Below are 23,867 nucleotides of genomic sequence, written 5' to 3' on the forward strand. Positions count from 1 at the left end.
GGCTTTTTAGGGGCTTTTTTAATTTTGGGCGATCGTCCTTCATTCTTACCAAAATCATCCGAACCAATTTCTGTCAACAATTTCACATACAATGAAGGTCAGATATCTTGTGAAACTTAGGAGAATGTTGTAATGGGTGTTGCACTGGGAATGGTTGAAGTCTTAGGATTTCCCGCTGCCGTAGAAGTTGCAGACTCTATGGTGAAAGCAGCCCGTGTTACTTTAGTTCGCTATGAGAAAATAACCCGCGCCTACTGGACAATTATAGTGCGAGGAGATGTTTCTGAAGTGCAAGCAGCCGTTGCTGCTGGAATTGAATCAGTTAAAAAGGTCGATGGTGGAAAGTTGCTATCGTATCACATAATTGCTCGTCCCCACGAGAATCTGGATTACGTTTTGCCGATCGGCTATACTCCCGAAGTAGAACAGTTCCGAATGTAGTCAAAGTTTTGATCAAACTTTGGTGTTGAATTTTAACTTTTAGTAATTATAGAGGCGCGGGCGATCGCGTCTCTATATTTTTGATCGACCTTAAAATTGAGCGAGCGCCCAATACTCAGCAATAAATTACCATCACGCGGAAAATATTTATAGGACTAATTTTAAATTAGCAATTAACCATTAGCAATTTGGATGACTACCAGTCTGCGAACTTATCTGTTGCCTCCATTAAACAGGTGCGAATTCCCGGTTCGCTCATCGAATGTCCGGCATCGGCAACTACAATGAACTCAGCTTCAGGCCAAGCACGATGCAGTTCCCACGCCGACATCATCGGGCAAACAACATCATATCTTCCCTGAACGATAACCGCCGGAATCTTGCGGATGCGATCTATATTTAAAAGCAATTTATCTTCCGGATCTATAAATCCCTTATTGATAAAATAATGGCACTCAATTCTGGCAAACGCCTCCGCGAAAGCATCAATTCCAAACCTTTGCTTTAAATCTAAATCTGGAAATAATCTACTCGTACTCCCTTCCCAAATTGACCAAGCACGAGCCGCTTCTAATCTAATTTGATCGTCTGGACTCGTCAAGCGTTGGTAATAAGCTGTTAGCAGATCATCCCTTTCATTTATGGGGATAGGTTTAACATATTCCTCCCAAGCATCCGGGAAAATATAACTTGCTCCTTCTTGATAAAACCAGCGAATTTCTTTTTTTCTCAACATAAAAATGCCCCGCAAGATTAAACCCTTGCAACGGTCGGGATGGGTTTGACTGTAAGCTAAAGATAGAGTGCTTCCCCAACTACCACCAAAAACAACCCATTGATGAATATTTAAATATTCTCGAAGTTTCTCAATATCGTTGACTAAATCCCAAGTGGTATTTTCTTGCAATTCTGCATGAGGTTTACTTTGACCGCATCCGCGTTGGTCAAACATCACCAAACGCCACTTTTCCGGGTCAAAATATTGTCGATAAAAAGGCGGACATCCACCTCCTGGTCCCCCGTGTAGCAATACAATAGGTTTTCCCTCTGGGTTGCCAGATTCTTCAAAATGAATGGTATGGAGGTCAGAAACTTTGAGTTTTCCTTCGTTATAAGGGTGTCTAGGCGGGTAAAGTTCTCGCATTTTTTCAAGGATTTATAACTCGATCGTGTTTATTTTAGATCATTAAGAAATCACCGTCCTAAAAGCTTTACCAAACCAACCCCGCCAAAATACAAGCCGAGCACCGCACCTCCTAAAAGACTTTGCGTTAAAGGGTCAGTAGAAGGCGTTAAAACCGCTCCCAAAACGGCCGCTCCCAAGACTACATACCGCCAGCCGGAGAGCATTTGGTTGGAAGAAACTATGCCCAAAACGCCGAGCAATACTTGGACGATCGGGATTTGAAAAGCTAAGCCGGTGCTGAACATTAACAGCAGCACAAATTTAAAGTATTTGTCGATCGACCACAACTGCTCTACAACATCCGCCCCATAGCTAACAAAGAAGTTGAGCGCCGCCGGAATCAGAGCGATGTAAGCAAATACTAACCCGCCCAAAAATAGGAAACTCGAACCGAAAAACACAGGCCCGAGCAACCTGCGTTCTTTGCGGGTCAAGCCGGGGAGAACAAACAGCGCTATCTGGTAAAAAATAAACGGACTGGCGACGAGCAAACCGCTGTATCCGGCTACTTCGATAGAAACAAAGAAATACTCGCCGGGAGCTAGTTGCAGAAACTTGACGGGTCCGGCCGGTACTTCTAGCAGTTGCACGATGGGTTTAACTGTGAAAAAGCAACCGATTACAGCGATTGCTACTGCAATTAGCGAGTAGAAAAGTCGCTGCCGCAATTCTTCTAAATGGTCGAACAAAGACATCTCAACTTCGTCGGGAAGTTCGTCTAGAAATTCGTTTTCTAGGTTGCGGGAACCCATCGCACCGCCTGCGATTGGTGCAATGCTGTTTTCCGGGCTAATTGCTTCGAGATTGTTGTCGGAACCTTGTTCGGATGTCTCCAAGTTTGAGGGAACAGTCATAGGAATTTTTGATTTTATTTAGGTTTTAGGTTTATTAGTCACGGACGCAGATGGATTCAAAAACCAGGTTTATGGGTGAATTTACCTCGCTCACAACGAAGATTTTACCTAGAAACCGGGTTTTTTGGGCAAGCGTCCTATTTATGCAAACTGCGGGCGATCGCTCTTTTACTGTAACTCCAACCGCGCATTTTTTGGTGGACTTTTGCCACGTACCACATATAGTCATCGGGCTGGGATTCTGACACTGCTTTGAGAATGCAGGTTTGCGATCGCTCTTCGGTCATTTTCCGCTTCCGAGTACAATCCTAAGTATCAGTGGCTCTAGAAACTGCCGCGCTTGCCTTCTTTTTTCTCTGCCGCTCAAACACGGTCTGGCTTGCAGTTTCCGGCAAAAACTTCCTAAACTTGCCGTATCACCAATCAGGCGTCATTTTTAACGCCAAGCACGGTTTCCTGTACGTCTTTACCGTTGACTGTTAAGTTGATTTCAAACTGTTTTCCTCCCTCGGCAAATCTGGCAACTTAGTAGGAAAGTCCGCGCTGCCACAGCTAAGGTATAATGCGCCAGTCTAGTTTTTCGGCGGTGTCGAAATAGGCGATAGACTCGGCAATTTGTCTTAGTTTAAATTTAACCATCCCCGCCGAATGTAAGCTTGAGTTTCTTCCGGTCGCGATTGGATTATCAGGTTCCAACCAGAGAGTTGTATTTCTAATTGCTTTTGGTTAAACATGATTTTTTTAACTGTCAATCCCGATCGCAATTTTGCCGACAGCGCGGCAAGTTTCGCTGTAAACGTGGGCTGCTGCTACTTCTTGTAAGCTGTAAGTGCGATCGACAATCGGCTCAACTTTACCGCATTCTATTAATTCCCGCAAAACCCCTAAATCGCTGGTGTTGGCATTGGCAACAATTAATTTAGCTTTTTTACCCGATACAAACCAGCTCGTTAAAATTGGTACGAGGTTGTCAAAGCTTGGCAAAGTCGAGATATAAACTCCCTCGGGTTGCAGGACTTTTTCGCACTCAGCAAATGTTCTTGTCCCGACAGCATCCAAGATTATATCATATTTATCCGGCTGTTGAGTAAAGTCAACTTCCGCGTAATCCAGGACAAAATCTGCTCCCAAACTCTTGACAAATTCTCTGTTTTTAGCGCTGCAAACTCCTGTTACTTCCGCGTTCATTGCTTTTGCGACTTGCACGGCAAAAGTTCCGACTCCGCCGGAAGCGCCGTTAATCAATACTTTGTTTCCTGCTTGAATTTGACCCAAATCCCGGAGTGATTGCAAAGCTGTTAAACCTGCGATCGGTACCGCTGCTGCTTCTGTATGAGTGATGTTTTTAGGTTTTATTGCCGCATCCGATTCTGCCACGGCAGCGTATTCGGCACAAGCACCCCCATTGATGGGATTTAAGAAAGTATAAACTTCATCTCCGGGTTGAAATTGGGTTACTTCTGGGCCGACTTCCACGACAACTCCCGATATGTCAGAACCGACAATTCGAGGAAAGTTAAATCCTGTCAATAATTGCAGGTGTCCTTGCCGGATTTTCCAGTCTACTGGATTGACGCTGCTAGCGCGAACTCGCACTAATAATTCATTGGATTTGGCGATCGGCTTTTCTAATTCTCGGTACTGCAATTCCTCGGCTGGACCGTAGCGATCGAACGCAACTGCTTTCATGGCAAATTTTCCGGTTTATTTCTAATAGAACACTCAATCCTGTACAATTACAGCACATTCCATCTCAAGGTGACACAGTAAATTGAGTCAGGCTTGTAGCAGCGGCCGATCGACTTTCTTGAAACCTCCAGACAGGGCGCAGGGGTCAGGCAATCAGCCCGCTGGCTGAGTGCGATCGATCGGCTGTACGTCATTTTACAGGCTGGCGATCGGATTTCTTACCTTGTTTATTGATAATTACCTGTTCAATGAATCAGATTTAACTCACGCCCGCAACGAATTTTCCTCAAGGCTTTAGCAAAATATCAGGATATTTTTTCTACCCAAAATACCCATGCCTTGCTCATTATCTCATGATCGAGGTTTTATCCCAGAGTGACACAAGAGAGATAATGGGACGGCTAGCGATTAAAGTTAATAGGGACGGGATGGCCGATCCCATACCCCTGAGCATAATCTACTCCAATCTCCTGCAATTTTTCTAAGATAGTCTCGTCTTCGACAAACTCAGCTATAGTTTTAAGATTCATCGCATGGGCAATACCATTAAAGCCTTCAACGATCGCTTGAGAAATCAAATTATGACTAATATTCTTGACAAAAGTACCATCAATTTTTAGATAATCAACTGGTAAATTGATCAGATACGCAAAGGAACTCAACCCACTGCCAAAATCATCTAAAGCAAAGCGACACCCAATCTTTTTGAGTTCGCTCATGAAATATCTGGCTTGCTCAAAATTCGCGATCGCGGCGGTTTCCGTGATTTCAAAACAAATGCTCTGAGGAGGAATTTGGTAGCGAGGAAATTGGTCGATTAAAAACATCATAAATTGATTGTTACTAATGCTAGCGCCAGAAATATTGATCGTATATAAGCCATCAGTAAGAACTTGTTGCCCTGATAAATTATGATAATTAGAGAAAAAAGTTTCGATTACCCAACAATCGATCTTAGTTATCAATCCATAACGCTCGGCGGCGGGAATAAACTCATTGGGAGCGACTATTTCTCCATTTTCGTCTAGCATTCTTAGCAAAATTTCATAATGCTCTAATGATGGGCTAGAGCTAATAGAGACAATCTTTTGGAAGTAGAGACGAAAATGATTGGTTTCCAACGCTCGGCTGATTTTGGAAACCACGAGCCTCTCACCACGTTGTCTAATTAGTTCGCCATCATCTAGGCTATAAACATGAATACAGTTGCGACCTTTGGCTTTGGCGGCATAACAAGCTGCATCAGCCGCTCCCAGAACAGGCATTAAATCTTGGCTGGTTTGGTCAATGGCAACAACTCCAATGCTGACCCCGATGATAAAGGTTTTGTTATTCCAAATAAACCGAAACTCATGCACTAAGTCTTTGAGTTTTTCCGCAATCAGAGCTGCTTGAGATAGTGGACATTGAGTGAGCAAAAGACCAAATTCATCACCTCCCAAGCGAGCCAGCGTGTCATTAGCGCGCACTCCCTTTTGTAACAGTGCAGTGATTTGGCGCAGCAGCTCATCGCCAGCAATATGACCTGCGGTATCGTTAACGACTTTGAACTGATCTAAATCTAAATAACAGAGAGCGTGCTGCTGATGGCTAACTTGAACAGAGGCGATCGCCTCAATTAGCTGCTGTTCAAATCCTCTACGGTTGATTAAACCCGTCAGGGCATCGTGACTGGCTTCCCAATAAAGTTGCTTGGCAAGATAGCGCGATTCGGTAACATCATGAAAGACGATGACTGCCCCGATAATTTGGCCTTGGCGGTCTCGAATTGGTGCTGCTGAGTCCTCAATACCGTACTCCGTCCCATCGCGAGCAATGAGAATAGTATGGTTAGCTAAGCCCACAATTTTCCCCTTTGACAGAGCTTGAGTTATAGGATTCTCTGCTGGCTTTCTCGTTACTTCATTAACGATTATGAAAACTTCAGACAGAGGCATTCCTTCAGTTTCCTCCGATGTCCAGCCTGTTAGTCGCTCAGCAACAGGATTGAAATATCTAATATTACCTTGAGCATCAGTAGTAATGACGCCATCGCCAATCGATTGCAATGTCACCTGAGCCAATTCCTTTTCGGCAAAAAGGGCATTTTCGAGGCGTTGATGTTCCTCAATCTCTTTAAGGAGGCGCAAATTTTGTTCTTGAAGGCTTTTGCGGAGTCGTTGGATAGTCAGGTGAGTTTCGACACGCGCCAATACCTCTTCGACTTGAAACGGCTTGGCAATATAATCTACTCCTCCTGCTGCCAGCCCTTGCACCTTATTGAAAGTGTCATTGAGCGCACTCAAAAAAACAACTGGAATGTCTGCGGTGCGAGCTTCAGATTTTAATTGTCTGCAAACTTCATAGCCATCCATATCTGGCAACTTAATGTCTAGTAAAATTAATTCCGTCGCTGGAGATTGGGCGGCTCTGAGCGCCATTGTCCCTGTGGTCGCACTACGAACCTTATAACCGTGTTCGCTCAATGTATCCCTCAGCAAACGCAGGTTTTCGGGTAAATCGTCAACGATTAAAATGTTGCCTAGATAGCTGGTAACTGAATCGCTAATCATATTCAGTAAGACTGTTAGTACAATCCATTAGGTATGGGTCAGTTGTTTTGGTAAGTGGGTCTGATAGAATGTTGGTAACATTTTTTGGGAACAGGCTAGTCTATAACCATTCGGCTGCCTATCTTTTGTTACCATAAGTTAGCTCAATCTTTACTCGATCGTGGTTGCAGCCGGGTTATTACCCGCCCAGATCTATAGAAAGGCTCTATTCCCCGCCTTCTCTCAATTGCCGCGATGTAATCCGCCACCTGCTGGCGCTTCCCTCAAGAAACGAAAAGCTATGGATACTCGATCGACAAAAAGTGATATTGTTAATCATACACGGGTAATAAAGACAATAGCACAGATTCCTAGACTGTCACAGGTAGGATACTTGTGCGCTTATGTAAGTCCTATCAAAAATCATTTTTTATTTGTTTATGGAAAAAAATCAACATCTACAATTATCCAAATGCCCAACGGGTATTCAGGGGCTTGATGAAATCACAGATGGAGGTTTACCCCAAGGCAGACCAATCTTAATCTGCGGGTCAGCGGGTTGCGGTAAGACATTATTTGGTGTGGAGTTTCTAGTGCGCGGCGCAACACTGTACGGGGAACCTGGAGTTTTACTTACCTTTGAAGAAACTGCGGCAGAAATCACTAAGAATGTCACATCTTTAGGCTGGAATTTAACTGAATTGAGCGCTCAAGGCAAAATATTAATCGATCATATTTATATTGAAGCCAGCGAAATTGAGGAAACAGGAGAATACGACCTAGAAGCCCTATTTATTCGTCTAGGCTATGCGATTCAAAAAATAGGGGCTAAACGGGTAGTTTTAGACACGATAGAAGTCTTGTTTGCTGGTTTAGGCAATGCCAACATTCTCCGAGCAGAATTGCGCCGTTTATTTCATTGGTTAAAAGACCAAGGTGTGACAGCCGTAATCACTGGGGAGAGAGGAGAACTGACCTTAACCCGTCAAGGTTTAGAAGAATATGTTTCGGATTGTGTGATCAAATTAGATCAAAAAACCGTTGGAGATATCGCCACAAGAACCATCCAAGTTGTCAAATATCGCGGCTCTCGCCACAGTAATAATGAGTATCCGTTTTTAATTGAAGAAAATGGCATTTCGGTCTTACCAATTACTTCTTTAACGTTAGACCATGAGGTTTCTAACGAGCGCATCTCAACGGGCATCCCGCAACTTGATGAAATGTTTGGCGGGCAGGGGTACTATCGGGGTAGCAGTATTCTTGTTACAGGCAGGGCAGGAACGGGGAAAACGACTCTTGCCGCTTATTTTGCCCAAGCAACCTGCCTGAGGGGCGAACGGTGTTTATATCTCGCCACTGAAGAATCCCCCCAACAAATTCTCCGTAATTTAAACTCGATTGGTCTTGACTTAGCCCCCTATGTAGAGCAGGGATTATTGCAATTTGATGCGGTACGTCCCACTAACTATAACTTAGAAATGCGTTTGTTTAAGATCCATCGCTGGGTCAAAGAATTTCAACCAAGTGCGATCGTAATAGATCCGATGAGTAATCTCATTTTGAGTGGAAGCTTTATGCAAACAAAAAGCTTTTTCATGCGCTTAATTGACTACTTAAAGAGTAAGCAAATCACCGTTTTCTTGACAGATTTAACTCCCGGTGATACTGACCGCGACCACGAACAGACAGAAATGGGTGTTTCCTCTCTGATGGATACTTGGTTAGAACTCCAAACCCTCAAGGTCAATGGGGAGCGCAATCGGATTCTCTATGTCCTCAAATCTCGCGGCATGATGCACTCAAATCAAGTACGAGAATTTGTGCTCACCAATCAAGGGGTAAACTTGGTGGAGGTTTACTTGGGAGATGGCAAGGTATTAACAGGAACGCAACGAATCAATCAATCACTAGAGGAACAATCTGCCGCTAGAAAACGGCGACAGAGTTTTGAACTCAAAAAACGCGAGTGTGAGCGAGAAAAACATCTCATACAAGCTCAGATCGAAGCTCTGCAAATGCAATTAACCAATCGAGATGAGGAATTCACTTTGCTGATAGAAGAAGAAGAAGAATTTCAAAAAACGGTGCTGGATAATCGAACCTCTATAGGAAGATTACGCCATCTTAACCCCTAAAATCTATTTTCTAAGGAGAAAAAACATGACCGATCATTTATCAGATACCGCTAACACAAAAAGAGCAGAGATTTGGCACCTGCGCTTATATGTGGCGGGACAAACCCCTAAATCTCTGGTTGCTTTTGCTAATTTAAAGAAAATCTGTGAGGAATATCTTAACGGTCAATATAGCATTGAAATTATTGACTTAAGTAAACAGCCCCATCTCGCTATAGAAGATAACATCGTTGCTCTACCGACTCTCGTCAGAAAATTGCCCGAACCGATTAAAAAAATTATTGGTGATTTATCGAATACTGAAAAAGTTTTAGTAGGACTGCACATAAGTCCTCTTATGGATGAACACTAACTCAATATTTAGGCATTAACGGCACTAACGATGATTGACTCAGAAGATTTTAACCTAATAACCACAGAACTTTTTGAACAGGCTTTGTCCCAATCGCAGCAGGAACAGCATTATATCCTACGTCTTTATATTGCAGGTACAACGCTCCAATCGGTGACGGCGTTGCAAAATATCAAAAAAATTTGTGAGCAACATCTCCAAGGACGTTATGAATTAGAAGTTATTGATATTTATCAACAGACAGAAGCCGCTATTGCCGAGAATATTGTGGCTGTTCCCACCTTGATTAAACATTTACCTACGCCCTTACAAAAGATCATTGGCAATTTATCGAATACGGAAAAAGTGTTAATGGGTCTTAATCTTGTGCCTAAAAATATTATTGAAGAGGAAAGCAATGAAGGACTCCCAAGCTCCTCTTGAAAAGTTGCGCCAAGAAGTCGAAACGCTACAGCAGCAATTGGCCGAAGTGCAGGAACGCCTAAATGTGACGGAAGAAACGTTGCAGGCTATTTGTTCTGGCGAAGTTGACGCTGTTGTTGTTTCTACGCAGCAAGGGGAGCGAGTTTTTACGCTTCAGGGGGCAGATTATGTTTATCAGTGTTTAGTTGAACAAATGGGGGAAGGAGCAGCAACTGTCTCTTCTGAAGGCTTGATTTTGTACTGTAATAAGCGACTCTCAGAACTCTTAGATTTTTCTTTAAAAAACCTGATTGGCTCTAGCTTAGAAACCTTTATTGCGCCCAAGGATAGAAAAGCGTTTTTACAACTTTTACAAGAGGTTCAAGAAAAAGAAACTCTCACCAGAGAGTTATCTTTGATCGCGGCAACAGGAAATAAGGAAGTACCTGTCAAATTATCGCTTAAACAATTTAAAATAGATCAGCTTTTAGTTAATAGTATTATTATTACTGATATTACAGAATCTAAAATTAAAGAAGCTGCTAAACTCAGTCAAATTCTCAACAGCGCGATCGCCGTTATTAATAATTTTCGTCTTTTGACCGATGGCACGTTTAAAATCGATTCTTGGATAGGAGGGACCCAACAGCTTTTTGGCTATAGCTTAGAAGCCGTGCAAGCCGACTCTTCCCTAATTACGGCGAATATACTACCTGAAGATCGAGAAAAGGCTCTTGTCTCATTGGTGCAAAACATTAAAGGAGGGCGATCGGGGATCGTTGAGTATCGTTTTTTGCATGGCGATCGCACTATTCGCTGGCTTTCCTCAAACTATGTCGCTGAATGGGATCGAGAACAAGATTGTTGGGTGGGCATAGAAATTATTACGGATATTACCCAACGCAAAGAAACAGAGCAAAAAATTGCCGAACAAGCAGCCTTAATCGATCTTACTACTGATGCCATTTTTGTACACGATCTAGACGACCAGATTTTATTTTGGAATAAAGGAGCTGAACGTTTATATGGTTGGACAGCAACCGAAATTATCGGGCAAAAAACTAAAACCTTATTTAATCAACCAATTGCTCAGACTAAGGCTATAAAAACCACTAGCGAACAAGGTATTTGGCAAAGTGAATTAAAACAAAACACCAAAGCAGGCAAGAATATTATCGTAGAAAGCCGTAGAATTTTGGTAGAAAATCATTTTTTGAAGCTAAAATCTATTCTCGTAATTAACACTGATATTACCGAAAAAAAACAACTTGAAAAACAATTTTATCATGCCCAGAGATTAGAGAGTTTAGGAACGTTAGCAAGTGGAATCGCCCATGATTTTAATAACATTCTTACCCCGATTTTGAGCGTTACTCAAATGCTTCCTATCAAATTTCCTAACCTGGATGATAAGACAGAAAGGCTGTTTACGATTCTTTCTACCAGTGCTAGACGTGGGGCAGATTTGGTCAAGCAAATTCTTCTTTTCAGTAGAGGAACGGAAGGTAACTATGTAATATTACAGCTAGGCGACCTGCTCTTAGAAGTGATCGGTATTGCTAAACAGACATTTCCTAAATCAATCGCAATTTTAGCGGAAATACCTACTAACGGACTGTGGAGAATCTCGGCTGATTCTACCCAAATGCACCAAGTATTTATGAATCTGATGATTAACGCTAGAGATGCGATACCACACGAAGGAACTTTGACTATTTGCGCTGAAAATCGTCTATTAGGTAAACATGATGCCCTGATAAATTTGGAAGCAAAAGTAGGTTCTTATGTGGTGGTGACGGTTTCTGATACGGGAAGCGGCATCCCACCCGAATTGTTAAACCGAATTTTTGACCCGTTTTTCACGACCAAGGAAATTGGCAAAGGAACGGGACTAGGATTATCAACCGTGGCGGGGATTGTCAAAACTCATGGCGGTTTTGTCAAGGTTGATAGCGAGTTGGGCAAGGGGACAGAATTTAATATTTTTTTACCTGCTATAGAGGGAGAGGTGAGTGTCATACCCCGAGAAAAATTACTGCCCAGAGGTAAGGGCGAGTTGATTTTAATTGTGGATGATGAAGCCTCTATTCAAGAGGTAACACAAACCTCTCTCGAAAACTATAACTACAGAACAATACTCGCTAGTGATGGGATTGAAGCCTTCGCTCTCTATACCGAACATCAACAGGAAATCAGTGTTGTTTTAATGGATATGATGATGCCCAACCTAGATGGTGTTACCACAATTGAGACTTTGCAAAAAATCAATCCTCTGGTGAAGATCATTGCGACTAGCGGAATCATTAAGAATAGAAAACTGGCATTAGATGCTGATGTAAAAAGTTTTTTATTGAAACCGTACGCGATCGGAGAATTATTGCAAATGTTAACGGAGATACTGTCGTTAGACGAGGATAAACTAGATGGCAGCTCGCCCATTACCTCTCAAGTTCCTTCTCCCCTGGCGAGGGTTGAATTATCCAGGGACGCTTTAGCAACAATGCCCCCCGAATTGTTACAGGCAATGTATGAAGCGGCGTACTATTGTGATGCAGATGTCCTGCTGGAATTAATTGAACGAATACCTTCTTCTCAAGGGGCGATCGCGAATGCCCTCAAAGATTTAGTGCTAAATTTTAAAACGGATATCATTATGGAATTAACTGATTTATCTAAATTAGGGCTAAGGAACGATTAAAGCAGGTAAGCAAGGAGCCTCAATGCACATTAGTCCAGATGAGAGCGTGTTTGTGGCAAAGGGGATTCGTGACAATTAACGTCACTTTGCTTCTTGTAACATCAGGAAAACCTTTTCTCAACCCAAGCAGCCGATTTATTTATGAACAAGCACATTTCTCAACTGACAAGTGTATTCGTCATTGCGATCGGGTGTGTCGTCCTGCTCGGTTGGCAATTTGACATCTCCCTACTCAAAAGTGGTTTTCCCGGTATGACTTCGACCATGAAAGCAAACACGGCACTTTGCTTTTTGCTGGCTGGAGTGTCTTTGAGATTGTTGCAGTACCAAAGACTAACTCGACTGCACTATCGAGTCGCTCAAGGGACGGCCGGGTTGGTAATTGTGATTGGGCTGCTGACGCTGAGCGAGTATCTCTTTGGTTGGCATCTGGGCATTGATGAGTGGCTTTTCCGGGATGTCGCGTCTTCGGTGGCTCCTTATCCAGGGCGAATGGGAGTGAATAGTGCCTTAAATTTTGTGCTGATGGGAGTAGCACTATTACTGCTAGGGCAAAATACCGAACGGAACATTTGGTTGGCACAGATTTGCAGTAGTGTTGCGGCTTTAATTTCTCTGCTAGCTTTATTTGGACATATCTTTGATGCCAATATTTTCGCCCAATTAATCATACTTACAACAACTCAATCCCTAAACACGATTCTGACTTTTTTCATCCTCTATGGAGGAATTTTATTGCTCCGACCCAAGGAAGGGTTAATGCAAGAAGTCACCAGTCCGCTAGTTGGCGGAGTCATGTTGCGGTGGTTCCTGCCTTGGGCGACGATCTTTCCAGTGGTAATGAACTGGTTATGTTTTCAGGGGCAAAAACTAGGCTGGTATAACGCTGAATTTGGCTATGCACTGCGTTCAGCCATGATGGTTCTCACGTTCTCAATTCTCATTTTGGGTACGGCTCGATTTCTCAACCAGATAGATTTCAATCGCCAAGAAACCCAAGCAGAGCTGCAAAAACTTAATGAAACTTTAGAAAATCTTGTGACTGAACGGACAGAAGCTGTACGAAAATCACAGGCTCGTTTTGCTGGAATTCTAGAAATCGCCAATGATGCAATCATTTCAGTCGATCGCACTCAACGCATTACCCTGTTTAATCAAGGGGCGGAAAAGATTTTCGGCTATCAAACTGAGGAAGTTTTAGGGCAACCCCTGAGCTTACTACTGCCAGAACAGTTTAGGAATGCTCACCAGCAGCATATCCAACAATTTGCTCAATTTTGTATAGCGGGAAGGATGGGAGAACGAGGTGAGATTTGGGGTCGCCGTCAAGATGGCACTCAGTTTCCTGCTGAAGCCTCAATTTCTAGGCTGGAAATAGGAGACGAAACGGTATTTACGGTTATTCTGCGCGATATCAGCGATCGCAAACAGGCTGAGGAAGAATTACTTCAAACAACGACGCTGCAAAAAGCTATTTTAGATAGTGCCAACTACAGCATCATTTCCACCGCCGTAGATGGTACGATTCTTACCTTTAACAAAGCCGCCGAGAGATGGCTGGGATATAGTGCCGAAGAAGTTTTGGGGAAAGCAACACCTGCGATCCTTCACGACAAGGAGGAAGTCGTACATCGCGCCCAAGATTTATCTGTCCAAATGGGAATCTCTATCGAACCAGGATTTGAGACTTTTGTTGCCAAGGCACGTCTTGGAGAGACAGACGAGTACGAATGGTCGTACATCCGCAAAGATGGTAGTCGCTTTCCGTTACTCCTCTCGGCGACAGCTTTATATGACCCAGAAGGCAATATCACAGGGTTTCTCGGCATTGGAACCGATATTACGGTTCGCAAGCAAGCAGAAGCATCACTGGCACGCATGGCAGCGATTGTGGAATACTCTGGTGATGCAATTATTAGCAAGTCCTTAGACGGCATCATTTTAAGCTGGAACAATGCAGCAGAAAAAATCTTTGGCTACAAGGCTGAAGAAATCATAGGACAATCGATCGGCATTCTAATTCCACCCAATCTTACCAACGAAGAACAGCAAATCCTCGAAAGGATTCGACAAGGAGAAATGATTAAAAACTATGAAACCTTGCGCGTCCGCAAAGATGGAAAACTTATCCACATCTCTTGCACCATATCGCCTGTGAAGGACACAAAAGGCAGAGTTATTGGGGCTTCTGTATTTAAACGCGACATCAGCGATCGCAAACGAGCTGAAAACGATCGCAAACAAATTGAGACAGCTTTACGAAACAGTGAAGAGCAGTTTCGCCATGCGTTTGAAGATGCCTCGATCGGGATGGCGATCCTTTCCCTTGACGGGCATTGGCTTAAAGTCAATCCTGCCCTGTGCCAGATTGTTGGCTACTCCCCAGAAGAGTTGTTAACACTAACTTTTGAAGACATTACCTATCCTGAAGATTTAGCAGTGGATCTTAATAATAGGCGTAATCTATTAGCAGGAACGCTTTCAACTTACCAACGAGAAAAACGTTATTTGCATAAGCAAGGACATATTGTTTGGATTCTGCTGAATGGATCTGTAGTACAAGACGAGCAGGGAAATCCACTGCATATTATTGCTCAAATTCAAGACATCACAGCTCGAAAAGAAGTTCAAAAGACACTCGAACTGCAAAGCATTATTATGAATAATATGGCAGGGGGAGTGTGTTTAGTCAAAGCCTCAGACTTGACGATATTCTACACTAATCCTAAATTTGATGAGATGTTTGGCTACCGAGAGGGCGAACTCACAGGTCAACCCGTTGGTGTAATAAATTATGTCGATACACAGATTACACCCGACGCAACCGTTGAAGATATCGTCACTCAAGTCGATCGGGACGGGGAAGCGAAATATGAAGTCTACAACAAAAAAAAAGATGGCACACTCTTTTGGTGCAGAGTTCATACCTCTAAGTTTGATCATCCTGAATACGGAACTATATATGTTGCCGTTCAGCACGATATAACAAAGCTAAAACTGTCTGAACAAGCCTTGCAAGCTACCACAAACCGCCTCAACTTTCTCCTCAACTACAGTCCCGTCGTTATTTTTAGCAGTAAAGTTGATGGCGAGTATGGCCCAACATTCATCAGCGAAAACATCAAAGACGTAATCGGCTACGAAACCAAAGAATTTTTAGAACAGTCTGGATTTTGGATCGATCATCTGCATCCAGATGATGTAGACCAGGTGCTTAATGGACTAACAAATCTATTCACCGATGGTTTGTATTTTCAGGAATTCCGTCTTCTGCACTCAGATGGAAATTATCGCTGGATACTCCAACAACTCAAGCTAATTCGAGATCGAGAAGGGAAACCAGTGGAAATTTTGGGATATTTAATTGATATTAGCGATCGCAAACAAGCTGAGGTGGAAATTCGCCAGGCGAAGGAAGCAGCAGAAGCAGCCAACCAAGCCAAGAGTGTCTTCCTCGCCAATATGAGCCACGAACTCCGCACCCCCCTCAACTCGATTTTAGGATTCACGCAATTGATGAGCGATGAGAGCGCTCTGACTCCTTCTCTCCAAGAGCGCTTGCAGATTGTCAATCGTAGCGGTAGACATTTGTTGGACTTGATTAACGATATTTTAGATTTATCCAAAATCGAGAGCGGACGGATGACACTCAATTCTTCTGACTTTGATTTGACAAATTTGCTGATTTCTCTTGAAGAAATGCTGCAAGTTAAAGCCCATTCTAGAGAATTGCAACTAATTGTCGATCCCGATCTCGATCTTCCTAAATTTGTGCATACCGACAAGAAAAAACTATATCAAGTTTTGGTCAATCTGCTCGGTAATGCGATTAAATTTACCAAGCAAGGAAGCATCACCTTACGAGTAAGAGCAGCACAAAGAGACACAACCTCTTGTTACCTATGTTTTGAAATTGAGGATACAGGCGTGGGAATTGCTCCAACAGAAATTGATAGCCTATTTAAGTTATTCGTGCAAGCCCAAGCTGGGAATAATTTGAGTCAAGGCACTGGGCTTGGTTTAGCGATCAGTCAAAAACTCGTCCAACTCATGGGCGGTCAAATCCGGGTTAAAAGCACTTTGAACCGAGGTAGCACTTTTTCCTTTGAGATTGGTGTACAGTTACCTCAAGCAGAATTCTTACCCCCAGAATCAATTAATCAAAGAGTAATTGGTTTAGCTCCTGGACAACCAACCTACCGTATCCTTGTTGTTGAAGATTTAGCAGAAAATCGCCGCTTGTTAGTCGAGATCCTGACCTCCATTGGCTTTGAGGTGAGAGAAGCAACACAGGGAGTTGAGGCAATCTCACTGTGGGAGAGTTGGTTACCGCACCTGATTTTCATGGATATGCGAATGCCAATCATGGACGGCTACACAGCTACTAAATATATTAGAGAACGCCCTAACAACCAAGAAACTGTCATTATTGCTTTAACTGCCAGTGTTTTTGAAGAAGAGCGAGAGGACGTTCTCATGGCTGGCTGTAACGAATTTATGAGGAAGCCATTTCAGCAGAAAGAAATTTTTGACAAACTCGCTAAATATTTGGGAGTGCAATATATCTACGAAGTCCTAGAAGCAACTCCAAACAAACTATTAGCTGAAAGGCTGTCTGTAGAAGATATATCCGTGATGTCCCCTCAGTGGTTAGAACAAATGTATCAAGCCGCTTACTATCTCGATACCGAAGTTATGAACGAATTAATCGTACAAATTCCCGAATCTAAAGCAGGTTTGTCCAAGGCACTAACGGATTATATCAATAATTTTAATTCTGACAGAATTATGGAGTTAATTCGACCTCTGCTGCCGAATCCACTGTAGTTATCGAGTTTAAGGATAAAGAAGCTATAGTGCTGTAAACAGTGCCTATATTTCCAATAGAAACCAACATGGGAAAGAATTCGGAATTTTTTGGGCAGGTTTATTGCAGATATCCATCAGTATGAGGCAATGGCATACACATTGGATGGAATGTGCTGTATCATATAGCAATTCTATTTCTTGTGTGAAGGAGATTTATTTTTTTTATGAACCGCAGAGGGCGCAGAGGGTACAGAGAAAGAGAAAAGAGATAGAGAAATGATTGATTTAACAGGCAAGGTAATTTTAGTAACTGGCGGCTCGAAGGGGATTGGTGCAGTGACGGTGCGGACTCTGGTTAATGCTGGGGCTGAGGTGATTTTGCATTACTCTCGCAGTCAAACTGAAGCTGAAGCGGTAGCAGCCAGTGTTGCGCGCGATCGATGTTATTTATTAGCAGCAGATTTGATGCTGGAAAACGTCGCCTCGACTTTGTGGCGAGATGCTTTAAAATGGCGGGGTCATATTGATATTATAGTTAACAATGCTGGAATTATGCAGTCAGCGGGTATAGAGGACGAGTTCGATATTTGGTCGTCTGCTTGGCAACAAACTCTACAAGTTAATTTAGTTGCCGTTGCCGACTTGTGCCGCGAAGCAATTATTTATTTTAAAACTAGAAGTGGAGGTACAATTATTAATATAGCAAGTCGCGCTGCTTTTCGCGGCGATGACCCGAATTATCTGCACTACGCCGCGTCAAAAGGTGCTATTGTTGCTTTAACTCGCAGCATTGCTAGAGGGTTTGCGGCTGATAATATTTTGGCTTTTACAGTTGCACCGGGATTTGTCAGTACAGAAATGTCTAATCAGTTTATTCAAAAGTGCGGCGAAGCTGATATTATTCGCGATATCCCGATCGGCAAAATCGCTCCTCCTCAAGATGTTGCCAATGTTATCGCGTTTTTAGCGTCGGGTTTGGCTGCGCACGCTACCGGGACTACGATCGACATTAATGGAGCCTCTTACGTGCATTGATGCGATCGCACAACTTGCACAAAACATCTAATTGTAGGGTGCGCATTGGGTACTTTACGACTACCTCCAAAGACTCACGAAGGCACATTTTTCCTAGAACCAATTTATCACTTTAGCCAGACGCGAAAACAGCAACAAATGAATTAAGTTTAGAGAAAAGACTACTTGAAGGGAAACTGATTATGACAGCCGATAACAATCGCCAAACCAAACGAGTTGCCATACTCATCGAAAATGGAGTTGAAGATTCGGAATTTCTAGTTCCTTACAATGCCTTAAAACAAGCTGGATTTGAAGTAGTTGTCCTCGGTTCGCGGACAAACGAAAAGTATGCAGGGAAACAAGGAAAACTTGCCATGCAAGCAGACGGAACTACCACAGAAGCAGTCCCCGCCGAATTCGATGCAGTGATAATTCCCGGCGGTATGGCTCCCGATACAATGCGGACTAATCCCAATACAGTACATTTTGTACGTGAAGCATTTGAGCAAGGAAAAATCGTCGCTGCTGTTTGCCACGGCCCGCAAGTTTTGATTGAAGCAGACTTGCTGAAAGGCAAAAATGCGACTGGTTTCTTGGCAATTAAAACAGACATGATCAATGCCGGAGCTAACTACATCAACGAAGCTTTAGTAGTTGACGGCAACTTGATCACTTCCCGCCAACCGGGAGATTTAGCAATATTTACCACCGCAATTCTGGCTCGCCTCGGTTACGGCGGAAAAGAAGTCGCTTTGCCAGAAGAAACTGACACAAATGCAGAATGGTGGAAATTAGCTAATGGTTGGGGTGGCTCAACACAAGGCGACATTGTTAAAGGTTTGAATACCGCCCTCGCAGGGGAACGCTATGCTTGCGAAGCCTTTCAAAATTATGCGGAAAAAACCCAAGACAGCGATTTGCGATCGCTCTTGAGAGAAATGATTCAAAATAAACAGAACCACATCCTCGCTCTCGAAAAACGCCTCAACGATTTCGGCGAAAAACCCTCAATTCCCGCCCAAATTGCTGACAAATACGCTAAATTAAAAGCCTCGATGCAAGGAACCGATGAAACGTTCTTGCTGCGGAGCACTCTGGGTGATTTGCAAACCGGTGTTGTCGATATCAACAACCTGCGGGTGAAGTTCACAGATCCCGTATCAACTGCGATTTTGACAGAGATAGAATCGGATTTGTCCAAGTGCGAGCAAGTCGTTGCTAAACTCTACCGCGCCCGTGCAGTTTCCCAGGAAATTAAGTCGCCTAAACCTTCGACTAGCCCTGCTGTAAAAATGTAATCAGCAAGGAGATAAATAAGTTTGTAGTTTTGTTGAGAGGTGAAAACCCGTACTAATATCGCAACTACAAACTTGCTCTGCAATCCTACAATCTACGCTTTTGCGGTAAAATAAAACCCAACACTAAAAGCAGATATTCAACTAACTGCAAGGTGAAGGGTTTTATTCAATGGGTTTTATTTTTGTTTCAGCCGGACACGGGGGGTTTGAAGGAAGCTTGCGGCCTCGGGGGGCGGTACAAGCCCCCGGATTCATCCGTTTAGAAATAAAAAATATAGTATCCGATAACCAGCCCCCGGATACATCCGTCAAGTCGCTTTCTTCAATTATAAAATCTAAAATCTAAAATCTAAAATCTAAAATCTAAAATCGATTAACCAGCCCCCAGATACATCCGTCAAGTCGCTTTCTTCAATTCTTCAAATCTAAAATCTAAAATCTAAAATCTAAAATCTAAAATCGATTGGCTTGTTCCCTCTTCCTTTAGACAGGAGACACCTGGGCTATAAATGCGCTACTGTGTTGCCAATATTTTGATGAGGAAAAAAAGGCTGTGGTTCCCTTACGCGATGACAATCCCATTACTATCACTCCCTACGTCACCTACGGGCTGATTGCCGCAAACATATTAGTATTTTTGTACGAACTCAGTTTAGGCGATCGACAATTAACCCAATTCTTCTACTCTTGGGCCGTAATTCCTTGCCAGTTAAGCAATATGTGTCGGGTTGCTCTGCCAGTTTCGCCATTTCCCGAATGGACGACACTAATCAGCTCCCAATTCCTGCACGCAGGTTTTCTCCACATTGCCGGAAATATGTTATTTTTGTGGATTTTTGGCAACAACGTAGAAGACCGTTTAGGACACGTCAAATTTATAATATTTTACCTTACTTGCGGCGTTTTAGCATCACTAACTCAGTGGTATTTTTCCTCAGCATCGCCCATTCCGTCCCTGGGTGCTAGCGGCGCGATCGCAGGCGTCATGGGAGCTTACATTCTCAGATATCCCCAAGCCAAAGTTCTGACACTGCTTCCCTTGGGAATCTTTATTACCACCGTCAGAGTCCCCGCTTTCTTCTTTCTAGGGTTTTGGTTTGCACAGCAAGCATTGAGCGGCTTGGCTTCGTTGAATGCGCCGGCAAGTGTCGGCATGGAATCCGGCGGAGTTGCTTACTGGGCCCACGCCGGCGGCTTTGTTTTCGGCGCTATTCTCGGCCCTTTATTGGGATTGTTTTCTGAAGATAATCAGATTTAATTTTTTACCACACTGAAAGAAATTAACGCAGATAAACTGGTAACGAAATCGGCATTAATCTGCGTTAATCTGCGGTTTCAAACCTCTTATGTTTCTCAAAGTTCGGTGCTATGCTTTGCCCTTTATTGGGATTGTTTTCTGAAGATAATGAGATTTACGTTTTCACCCCCGATGAACGCAAATTAACGCAGATAAACTGCCGAAAAAATAGGCGTTTATCTGCGTTAATTTGCGGTTAAAAACCTCTTATCTTTTTAGATAAAAGTAAAGTCAAATTCCGAAAGAGAAGAAACCCCCGTTACACCATTTAACTTCGCCAAAATGCGAGAATCGCTGCCGGTGGCGTTATTACCATTGCCGTCATAAATGATGTAAGTATTGCCGCCGGAATCGTAGGCAAACAAGAAAGCAGTTCCTCCCAGAATATTTGCAGAAACAGTTGTCTGCACTTCCAGCAGAACTTGGGTGTTACCGCTGAGATTGGCAAATCCGGGGGCAAAATTAAACTGATCGGCGATCGGCACACCGAGACCGTTAAAATCAGTAATCACATCGTATCCGCCCGCCGCGATCGCAGCATCGATCGCCGCCGAAGAAGCCGCATCAAAAGCCGGCCCACCTTGTGCAGGGCTGGTATAGCGGAATTGATTGCTGCCGCCGCCCCCCGTCATGGTATCTGCGCCGAGGCCGCCTACGAGCACGTCGTTATCCAAACCGCCGTCCATGCTATCGTTGCCGCCTTGACCGTCAATAGTATCGCTGCCCGCTAAACCGTTCAAATTGTCCGGCAAAGAACCCCCAACCAAATTGTTAGGCCCGCTATCAGCCGGCAATATTTGAACGGTGACAGTACCTACGCCCGGAATTGTCCCGAACCCGTCGGTGACGCTGTAGGTGAAAGCAGTTGTACCCGCTACGTTGCCGGGGATGAATTGCACTTGAGAGACAAGATTTACAGCTATCCCCAGTTGCGGTGTGCTGACATTGATAATGCTGAGTGGCCCTTTTTGCGGGCTGGAATCGTTCGCCAGCACGTCAATGAAAGTGGGCAGCAAATTATTCGTACTCGTAAATACGATGCCGTCATTGACAGCAATGGGCGAGAGGGTAGTTGGAACAGTTACGGAGGTATCGAAAGAATTGATGTTAATCGCCACTGACGCTGCTGCCGTGCCGCCTTGGTCGTCAGCTACGCTGTAGCTGAAAGAACCGGCTTGCCCGATCGCGTTTGTTCCAGGTTGGAATTTCAGCCCGAGTAAATCCTGAACTGTTAACTTTTGGTTTACGGTGAGGGGGTTCGTACCCGTAATTACCTGACCAAAAGTAGGATTGGGAAGTCCGACTACCGCGATCGACAGCGGCTGGCCTTCCGGGTCGCTGGGCGCCGAAATGCTCAGAGACAGAGGCAAATTCTGCAAACCAGTCACCGTCTTGCCCGCTTCCACGATCGGCGGCTGGTTAGGAGTCGGAGATGTAAAACTCGGCGGAGTCGGTCCCCCGCCCAAAGGCGGAGGAGTTGGGGTCGTCGCCGTTGGAGTCGGGACTATGGAAGGACTCGGACTCGGGGTTGTCCCGCCCGCAGTCGGAGTCGGAGTCGGACTCGGAACCTGTGTCGGCAATGTCCCCGGTGCCGGAGTCGGACTCGGAGTTGTTCCCGGCGACGCAGTTGGACTCGGAGTTGTCCCCGGTGATGGTGATGGACTCGGACTCGGTGCCGGAGTTGGAGTCGTCGCCGCCGGAGTTGGAGTCGTCGCCGCCGGAGTTGGAGTCGTCGCCGCCGGAGTTGGAGTCGTCGCCGCCGGAGTCGGAGAAGGTGTTGTCCCCGTCGGTGTCGGAGAAGGTGTTGTCCCCGTCGGTGTCGGAGAAGGTGTTGTCCCCGTCGGTGTCGGAGAAGGAGTTGTCCCCGTCGGTGTCGGAGAAGGAGTTGTCCCCGTCGGTGTCGGAGAAGGAGTTGTCCCTGTCGGTGTCGGAGAAGGAGTTGTCCCTGTCGGTGTCGGAGAAGGAGTTGTCCCCGTCGTCGGTGTCGGAGAAGGAGTTGTCCCCGTCGTCGGTGTCGGAGAAGCACTTGTCCCCTGAATGGTGAAAGGATTGTCGTCTACGCGCGGTAATTGATCTGTAGTGAACCTAGATTCATCTAGCGAGTTTGATCGAACATCAATCAACACCGCCAAAAATTCCCCAGTTCGCCTGTCCGTAATAATCGTGTTGCTAGAATTCGAGCCTTGGCCCTGGAAAATTTCTAACTCTGTAAAGTTCAGACCTCCAGCCAGACCGATCGAATCTCCCGGATTAAAATCTCTAATTACATCAGCATCGCCGATTTCGCGGCCCCCAGTAGTGAGAAACCCGTTGCTACCAGCCGACGTGCCGACCCTACCGAGAACAAAGATATCCGATCCGTCGCCTCCTGTCAGAGTATCCAATCCGCGATCGCCCGAAAGAATATCATCCCCAGCATCTCCAGACAGAGAATCATTCCCGTCGCCCCCGAAGACCAGGTCATCACCCTCGCCGCCGTCACCAGTATCGTTACCAACACCGCCGGTGATAACATCCCCGCCCTCCTGGCCCAACAAAATATCATTGCCCCCAGCGCCTATCAGGCAGTCGTTACCCGTGTCGCCAAAAACACTGTCATTGCCCTTGTCGCCAAAAATCAGGTCGTCCTCGCCACCACCGCGCAGACAGTCATTGCCTTTACCGCCGTACAGCGAGTCGTTGCCTTCAGAACCGAAGACAATATCGTTGCCCTGGTCGCCAAAACCTACGTCATCGCCCTGGTCGCCAGAAACCAAGTCATCGCCTTTGCCACCCCGAGCCGTGTCATTGCCGCGCCCGCCCTCAACGATATCTTTACCAGCGCCGCCGTTGAGAGAATCGTTACCGTCTTCGCCCCTGAGTAGATCGTCTCCGTCCCGACTCAGAAGCGTGTCGTCGCCGCCTCCCCCGGCAATCGTGTCATTGAACAAGCTGCCGATTAAATAGTTAATGCCGTCATTTGCGACAACTAAGCCATCGACAAAAAGTGGCTCGGGGGGAGGCGTGGGAACTGTCAGAGGTGGCCGCGGCACCGGGGTGATCGAAATGTCCGTCCCCGTGTCCGTTGTAGTTGTCGTTGTCCCCGTGTCCGTTGTAGTTGTCGTTGTCCCCGTGTCCGTTGTAGTTGTCGTTGTCCCCGTGTCCGTTGTAGTTGT

At 44.7% G+C, this 23,867-nt stretch carries 16 protein-coding genes; 9 read left to right on the forward strand and 7 right to left on the reverse strand.

From position 1 onward, the window contains the following. Positions 1-132 precede the first annotated feature (132 nt). Positions 133-441: a carbon dioxide-concentrating mechanism protein CcmK gene (locus QUA20_RS15865; protein WP_006631236.1), complete on the forward strand. Its 309-nt coding sequence runs from the start codon at positions 133-135 to the stop codon at positions 439-441. A 196-nt stretch (positions 442-637) separates the two neighbouring features. Here the strand turns inward: QUA20_RS15865 and pip are convergent, their stop codons facing one another. The 5 genes from pip to QUA20_RS15890 all read right to left on the reverse strand — a co-directional run bounded on the left by pip (position 638) and on the right by QUA20_RS15890 (position 6,722). Next, the gene (gene pip / locus QUA20_RS15870; protein ID WP_333189764.1) at positions 638-1,585 is read right to left on the reverse strand and encodes a prolyl aminopeptidase; all 948 of its coding nucleotides are present in this window, start codon (positions 1,583-1,585) and stop codon (positions 638-640) included. A gap of 50 nt (positions 1,586-1,635) precedes the next feature. Further along, positions 1,636-2,481, reverse strand: coding sequence for a twin-arginine translocase subunit TatC (gene tatC, locus QUA20_RS15875; protein WP_333189766.1), 846 nt, complete (start codon positions 2,479-2,481; stop codon positions 1,636-1,638). 137 nt (positions 2,482-2,618) lie between these two features. Then, positions 2,619-2,768, reverse strand: coding sequence for a hypothetical protein (locus QUA20_RS15880; RefSeq protein WP_246276607.1), 150 nt, complete (start codon positions 2,766-2,768; stop codon positions 2,619-2,621). 454 nt (positions 2,769-3,222) lie between these two features. Further along, positions 3,223-4,170 carry an NAD(P)-dependent alcohol dehydrogenase gene (locus tag QUA20_RS15885; protein ID WP_333189768.1) on the reverse strand — a complete coding sequence of 316 codons (948 nt, stop codon included), beginning with the start codon at positions 4,168-4,170 and terminating at the stop codon, positions 3,223-3,225. 401 nt (positions 4,171-4,571) lie between these two features. After that, complete coding sequence (locus QUA20_RS15890) at positions 4,572-6,722, reverse strand: EAL domain-containing protein (protein WP_333189769.1); 2,151 nt, start codon at positions 6,720-6,722, stop codon at positions 4,572-4,574. Positions 6,723-7,141: 419 nt separating this feature from the next. Between QUA20_RS15890 and kaiC the strand changes: the two genes are divergently transcribed. From kaiC to QUA20_RS15930, 8 genes are all read left to right on the forward strand, one after another. After that, entirely contained in the window at positions 7,142-8,839 is a 1,698-nt protein-coding gene (kaiC, locus tag QUA20_RS15895; protein WP_333189772.1) for a circadian clock protein KaiC, read from the forward strand. A gap of 25 nt (positions 8,840-8,864) precedes the next feature. Continuing rightward, positions 8,865-9,191 (forward strand): circadian clock KaiB family protein, encoded by a 327-nt coding sequence (locus QUA20_RS15900; RefSeq protein WP_333189774.1) that lies wholly within the window; start codon positions 8,865-8,867, stop codon positions 9,189-9,191. Positions 9,192-9,221: 30 nt separating this feature from the next. Further along, positions 9,222-9,614: a circadian clock KaiB family protein gene (locus QUA20_RS15905; RefSeq protein ID WP_333189775.1), complete on the forward strand. Its 393-nt coding sequence runs from the start codon at positions 9,222-9,224 to the stop codon at positions 9,612-9,614. Continuing rightward, on the forward strand, positions 9,589-12,291 hold the full coding sequence (locus QUA20_RS15910; protein WP_333189778.1) for a PAS domain S-box protein: 2,703 nt from the start codon (positions 9,589-9,591) through the stop codon (positions 12,289-12,291). Before QUA20_RS15905 ends, QUA20_RS15910 begins: the two co-directional genes overlap by 26 nt. Positions 12,292-12,432: 141 nt before the next feature. Next, complete coding sequence (locus QUA20_RS15915; protein ID WP_333189780.1) at positions 12,433-17,118, forward strand: PAS domain S-box protein; 4,686 nt, start codon at positions 12,433-12,435, stop codon at positions 17,116-17,118. Positions 17,119-17,376: 258 nt separating this feature from the next. Then, entirely contained in the window at positions 17,377-18,135 is a 759-nt protein-coding gene (locus tag QUA20_RS15920; RefSeq protein WP_333189781.1) for an SDR family oxidoreductase, read from the forward strand. Between the two features lie 182 nt (positions 18,136-18,317). Beyond that, positions 18,318-19,415, forward strand: coding sequence for a DJ-1/PfpI/YhbO family deglycase/protease (locus QUA20_RS15925; RefSeq protein WP_333189784.1), 1,098 nt, complete (start codon positions 18,318-18,320; stop codon positions 19,413-19,415). A gap of 553 nt (positions 19,416-19,968) precedes the next feature. Then, positions 19,969-20,673, forward strand: coding sequence for a rhomboid family intramembrane serine protease (locus QUA20_RS15930; protein ID WP_333189786.1), 705 nt, complete (start codon positions 19,969-19,971; stop codon positions 20,671-20,673). A 254-nt stretch (positions 20,674-20,927) separates the two neighbouring features. Here the strand turns inward: QUA20_RS15930 and QUA20_RS15935 are convergent, their stop codons facing one another. Beyond that, on the reverse strand, positions 20,928-23,744 hold the full coding sequence (locus tag QUA20_RS15935) for an Ig-like domain-containing protein (RefSeq protein WP_333189787.1): 2,817 nt from the start codon (positions 23,742-23,744) through the stop codon (positions 20,928-20,930). Further along, the coding region (locus tag QUA20_RS15940) for a hypothetical protein (RefSeq protein WP_333189788.1) at positions 23,668-23,867 on the reverse strand (200 nt) is incomplete at its 5' end. The genes QUA20_RS15940 and QUA20_RS15935, both read right to left, overlap by 77 nt.

The organism is Microcoleus sp. Pol7_A1 (assembly GCF_036701085.1).
GTDB classification, from domain to species: domain Bacteria; phylum Cyanobacteriota; class Cyanobacteriia; order Cyanobacteriales; family Microcoleaceae; genus Microcoleus; species Microcoleus asticus.

What these genes read in the sequence shown, in the direction of transcription:
- QUA20_RS15905 (WP_333189775.1), top strand. Translation starts at nt 9,222, where the DNA reads ATGATTGACTCAGAAGATTTTAACCTAATAACCACAGAACTTTTTGAA.
- QUA20_RS15865 (WP_006631236.1), top strand. Translation starts at nt 133, where the DNA reads ATGGGTGTTGCACTGGGAATGGTTGAAGTCTTAGGATTTCCCGCTGCC.
- QUA20_RS15915 (WP_333189780.1), top strand. Translation starts at nt 12,433, where the DNA reads ATGAACAAGCACATTTCTCAACTGACAAGTGTATTCGTCATTGCGATC.
- QUA20_RS15925 (WP_333189784.1), top strand. Translation starts at nt 18,318, where the DNA reads ATGACAGCCGATAACAATCGCCAAACCAAACGAGTTGCCATACTCATC.
- QUA20_RS15900 (WP_333189774.1), top strand. Translation starts at nt 8,865, where the DNA reads ATGACCGATCATTTATCAGATACCGCTAACACAAAAAGAGCAGAGATT.
- pip (WP_333189764.1), bottom strand. Translation starts at nt 1,585, where the DNA reads ATGCGAGAACTTTACCCGCCTAGACACCCTTATAACGAAGGAAAACTC.
- QUA20_RS15920 (WP_333189781.1), top strand. Translation starts at nt 17,377, where the DNA reads ATGATTGATTTAACAGGCAAGGTAATTTTAGTAACTGGCGGCTCGAAG.
- QUA20_RS15910 (WP_333189778.1), top strand. Translation starts at nt 9,589, where the DNA reads ATGAAGGACTCCCAAGCTCCTCTTGAAAAGTTGCGCCAAGAAGTCGAA.
- QUA20_RS15885 (WP_333189768.1), bottom strand. Translation starts at nt 4,170, where the DNA reads ATGAAAGCAGTTGCGTTCGATCGCTACGGTCCAGCCGAGGAATTGCAG.
- QUA20_RS15890 (WP_333189769.1), bottom strand. Translation starts at nt 6,722, where the DNA reads ATGATTAGCGATTCAGTTACCAGCTATCTAGGCAACATTTTAATCGTT.
- QUA20_RS15880 (WP_246276607.1), bottom strand. Translation starts at nt 2,768, where the DNA reads ATGACCGAAGAGCGATCGCAAACCTGCATTCTCAAAGCAGTGTCAGAA.
- tatC (WP_333189766.1), bottom strand. Translation starts at nt 2,481, where the DNA reads ATGACTGTTCCCTCAAACTTGGAGACATCCGAACAAGGTTCCGACAAC.
- kaiC (WP_333189772.1), top strand. Translation starts at nt 7,142, where the DNA reads ATGGAAAAAAATCAACATCTACAATTATCCAAATGCCCAACGGGTATT.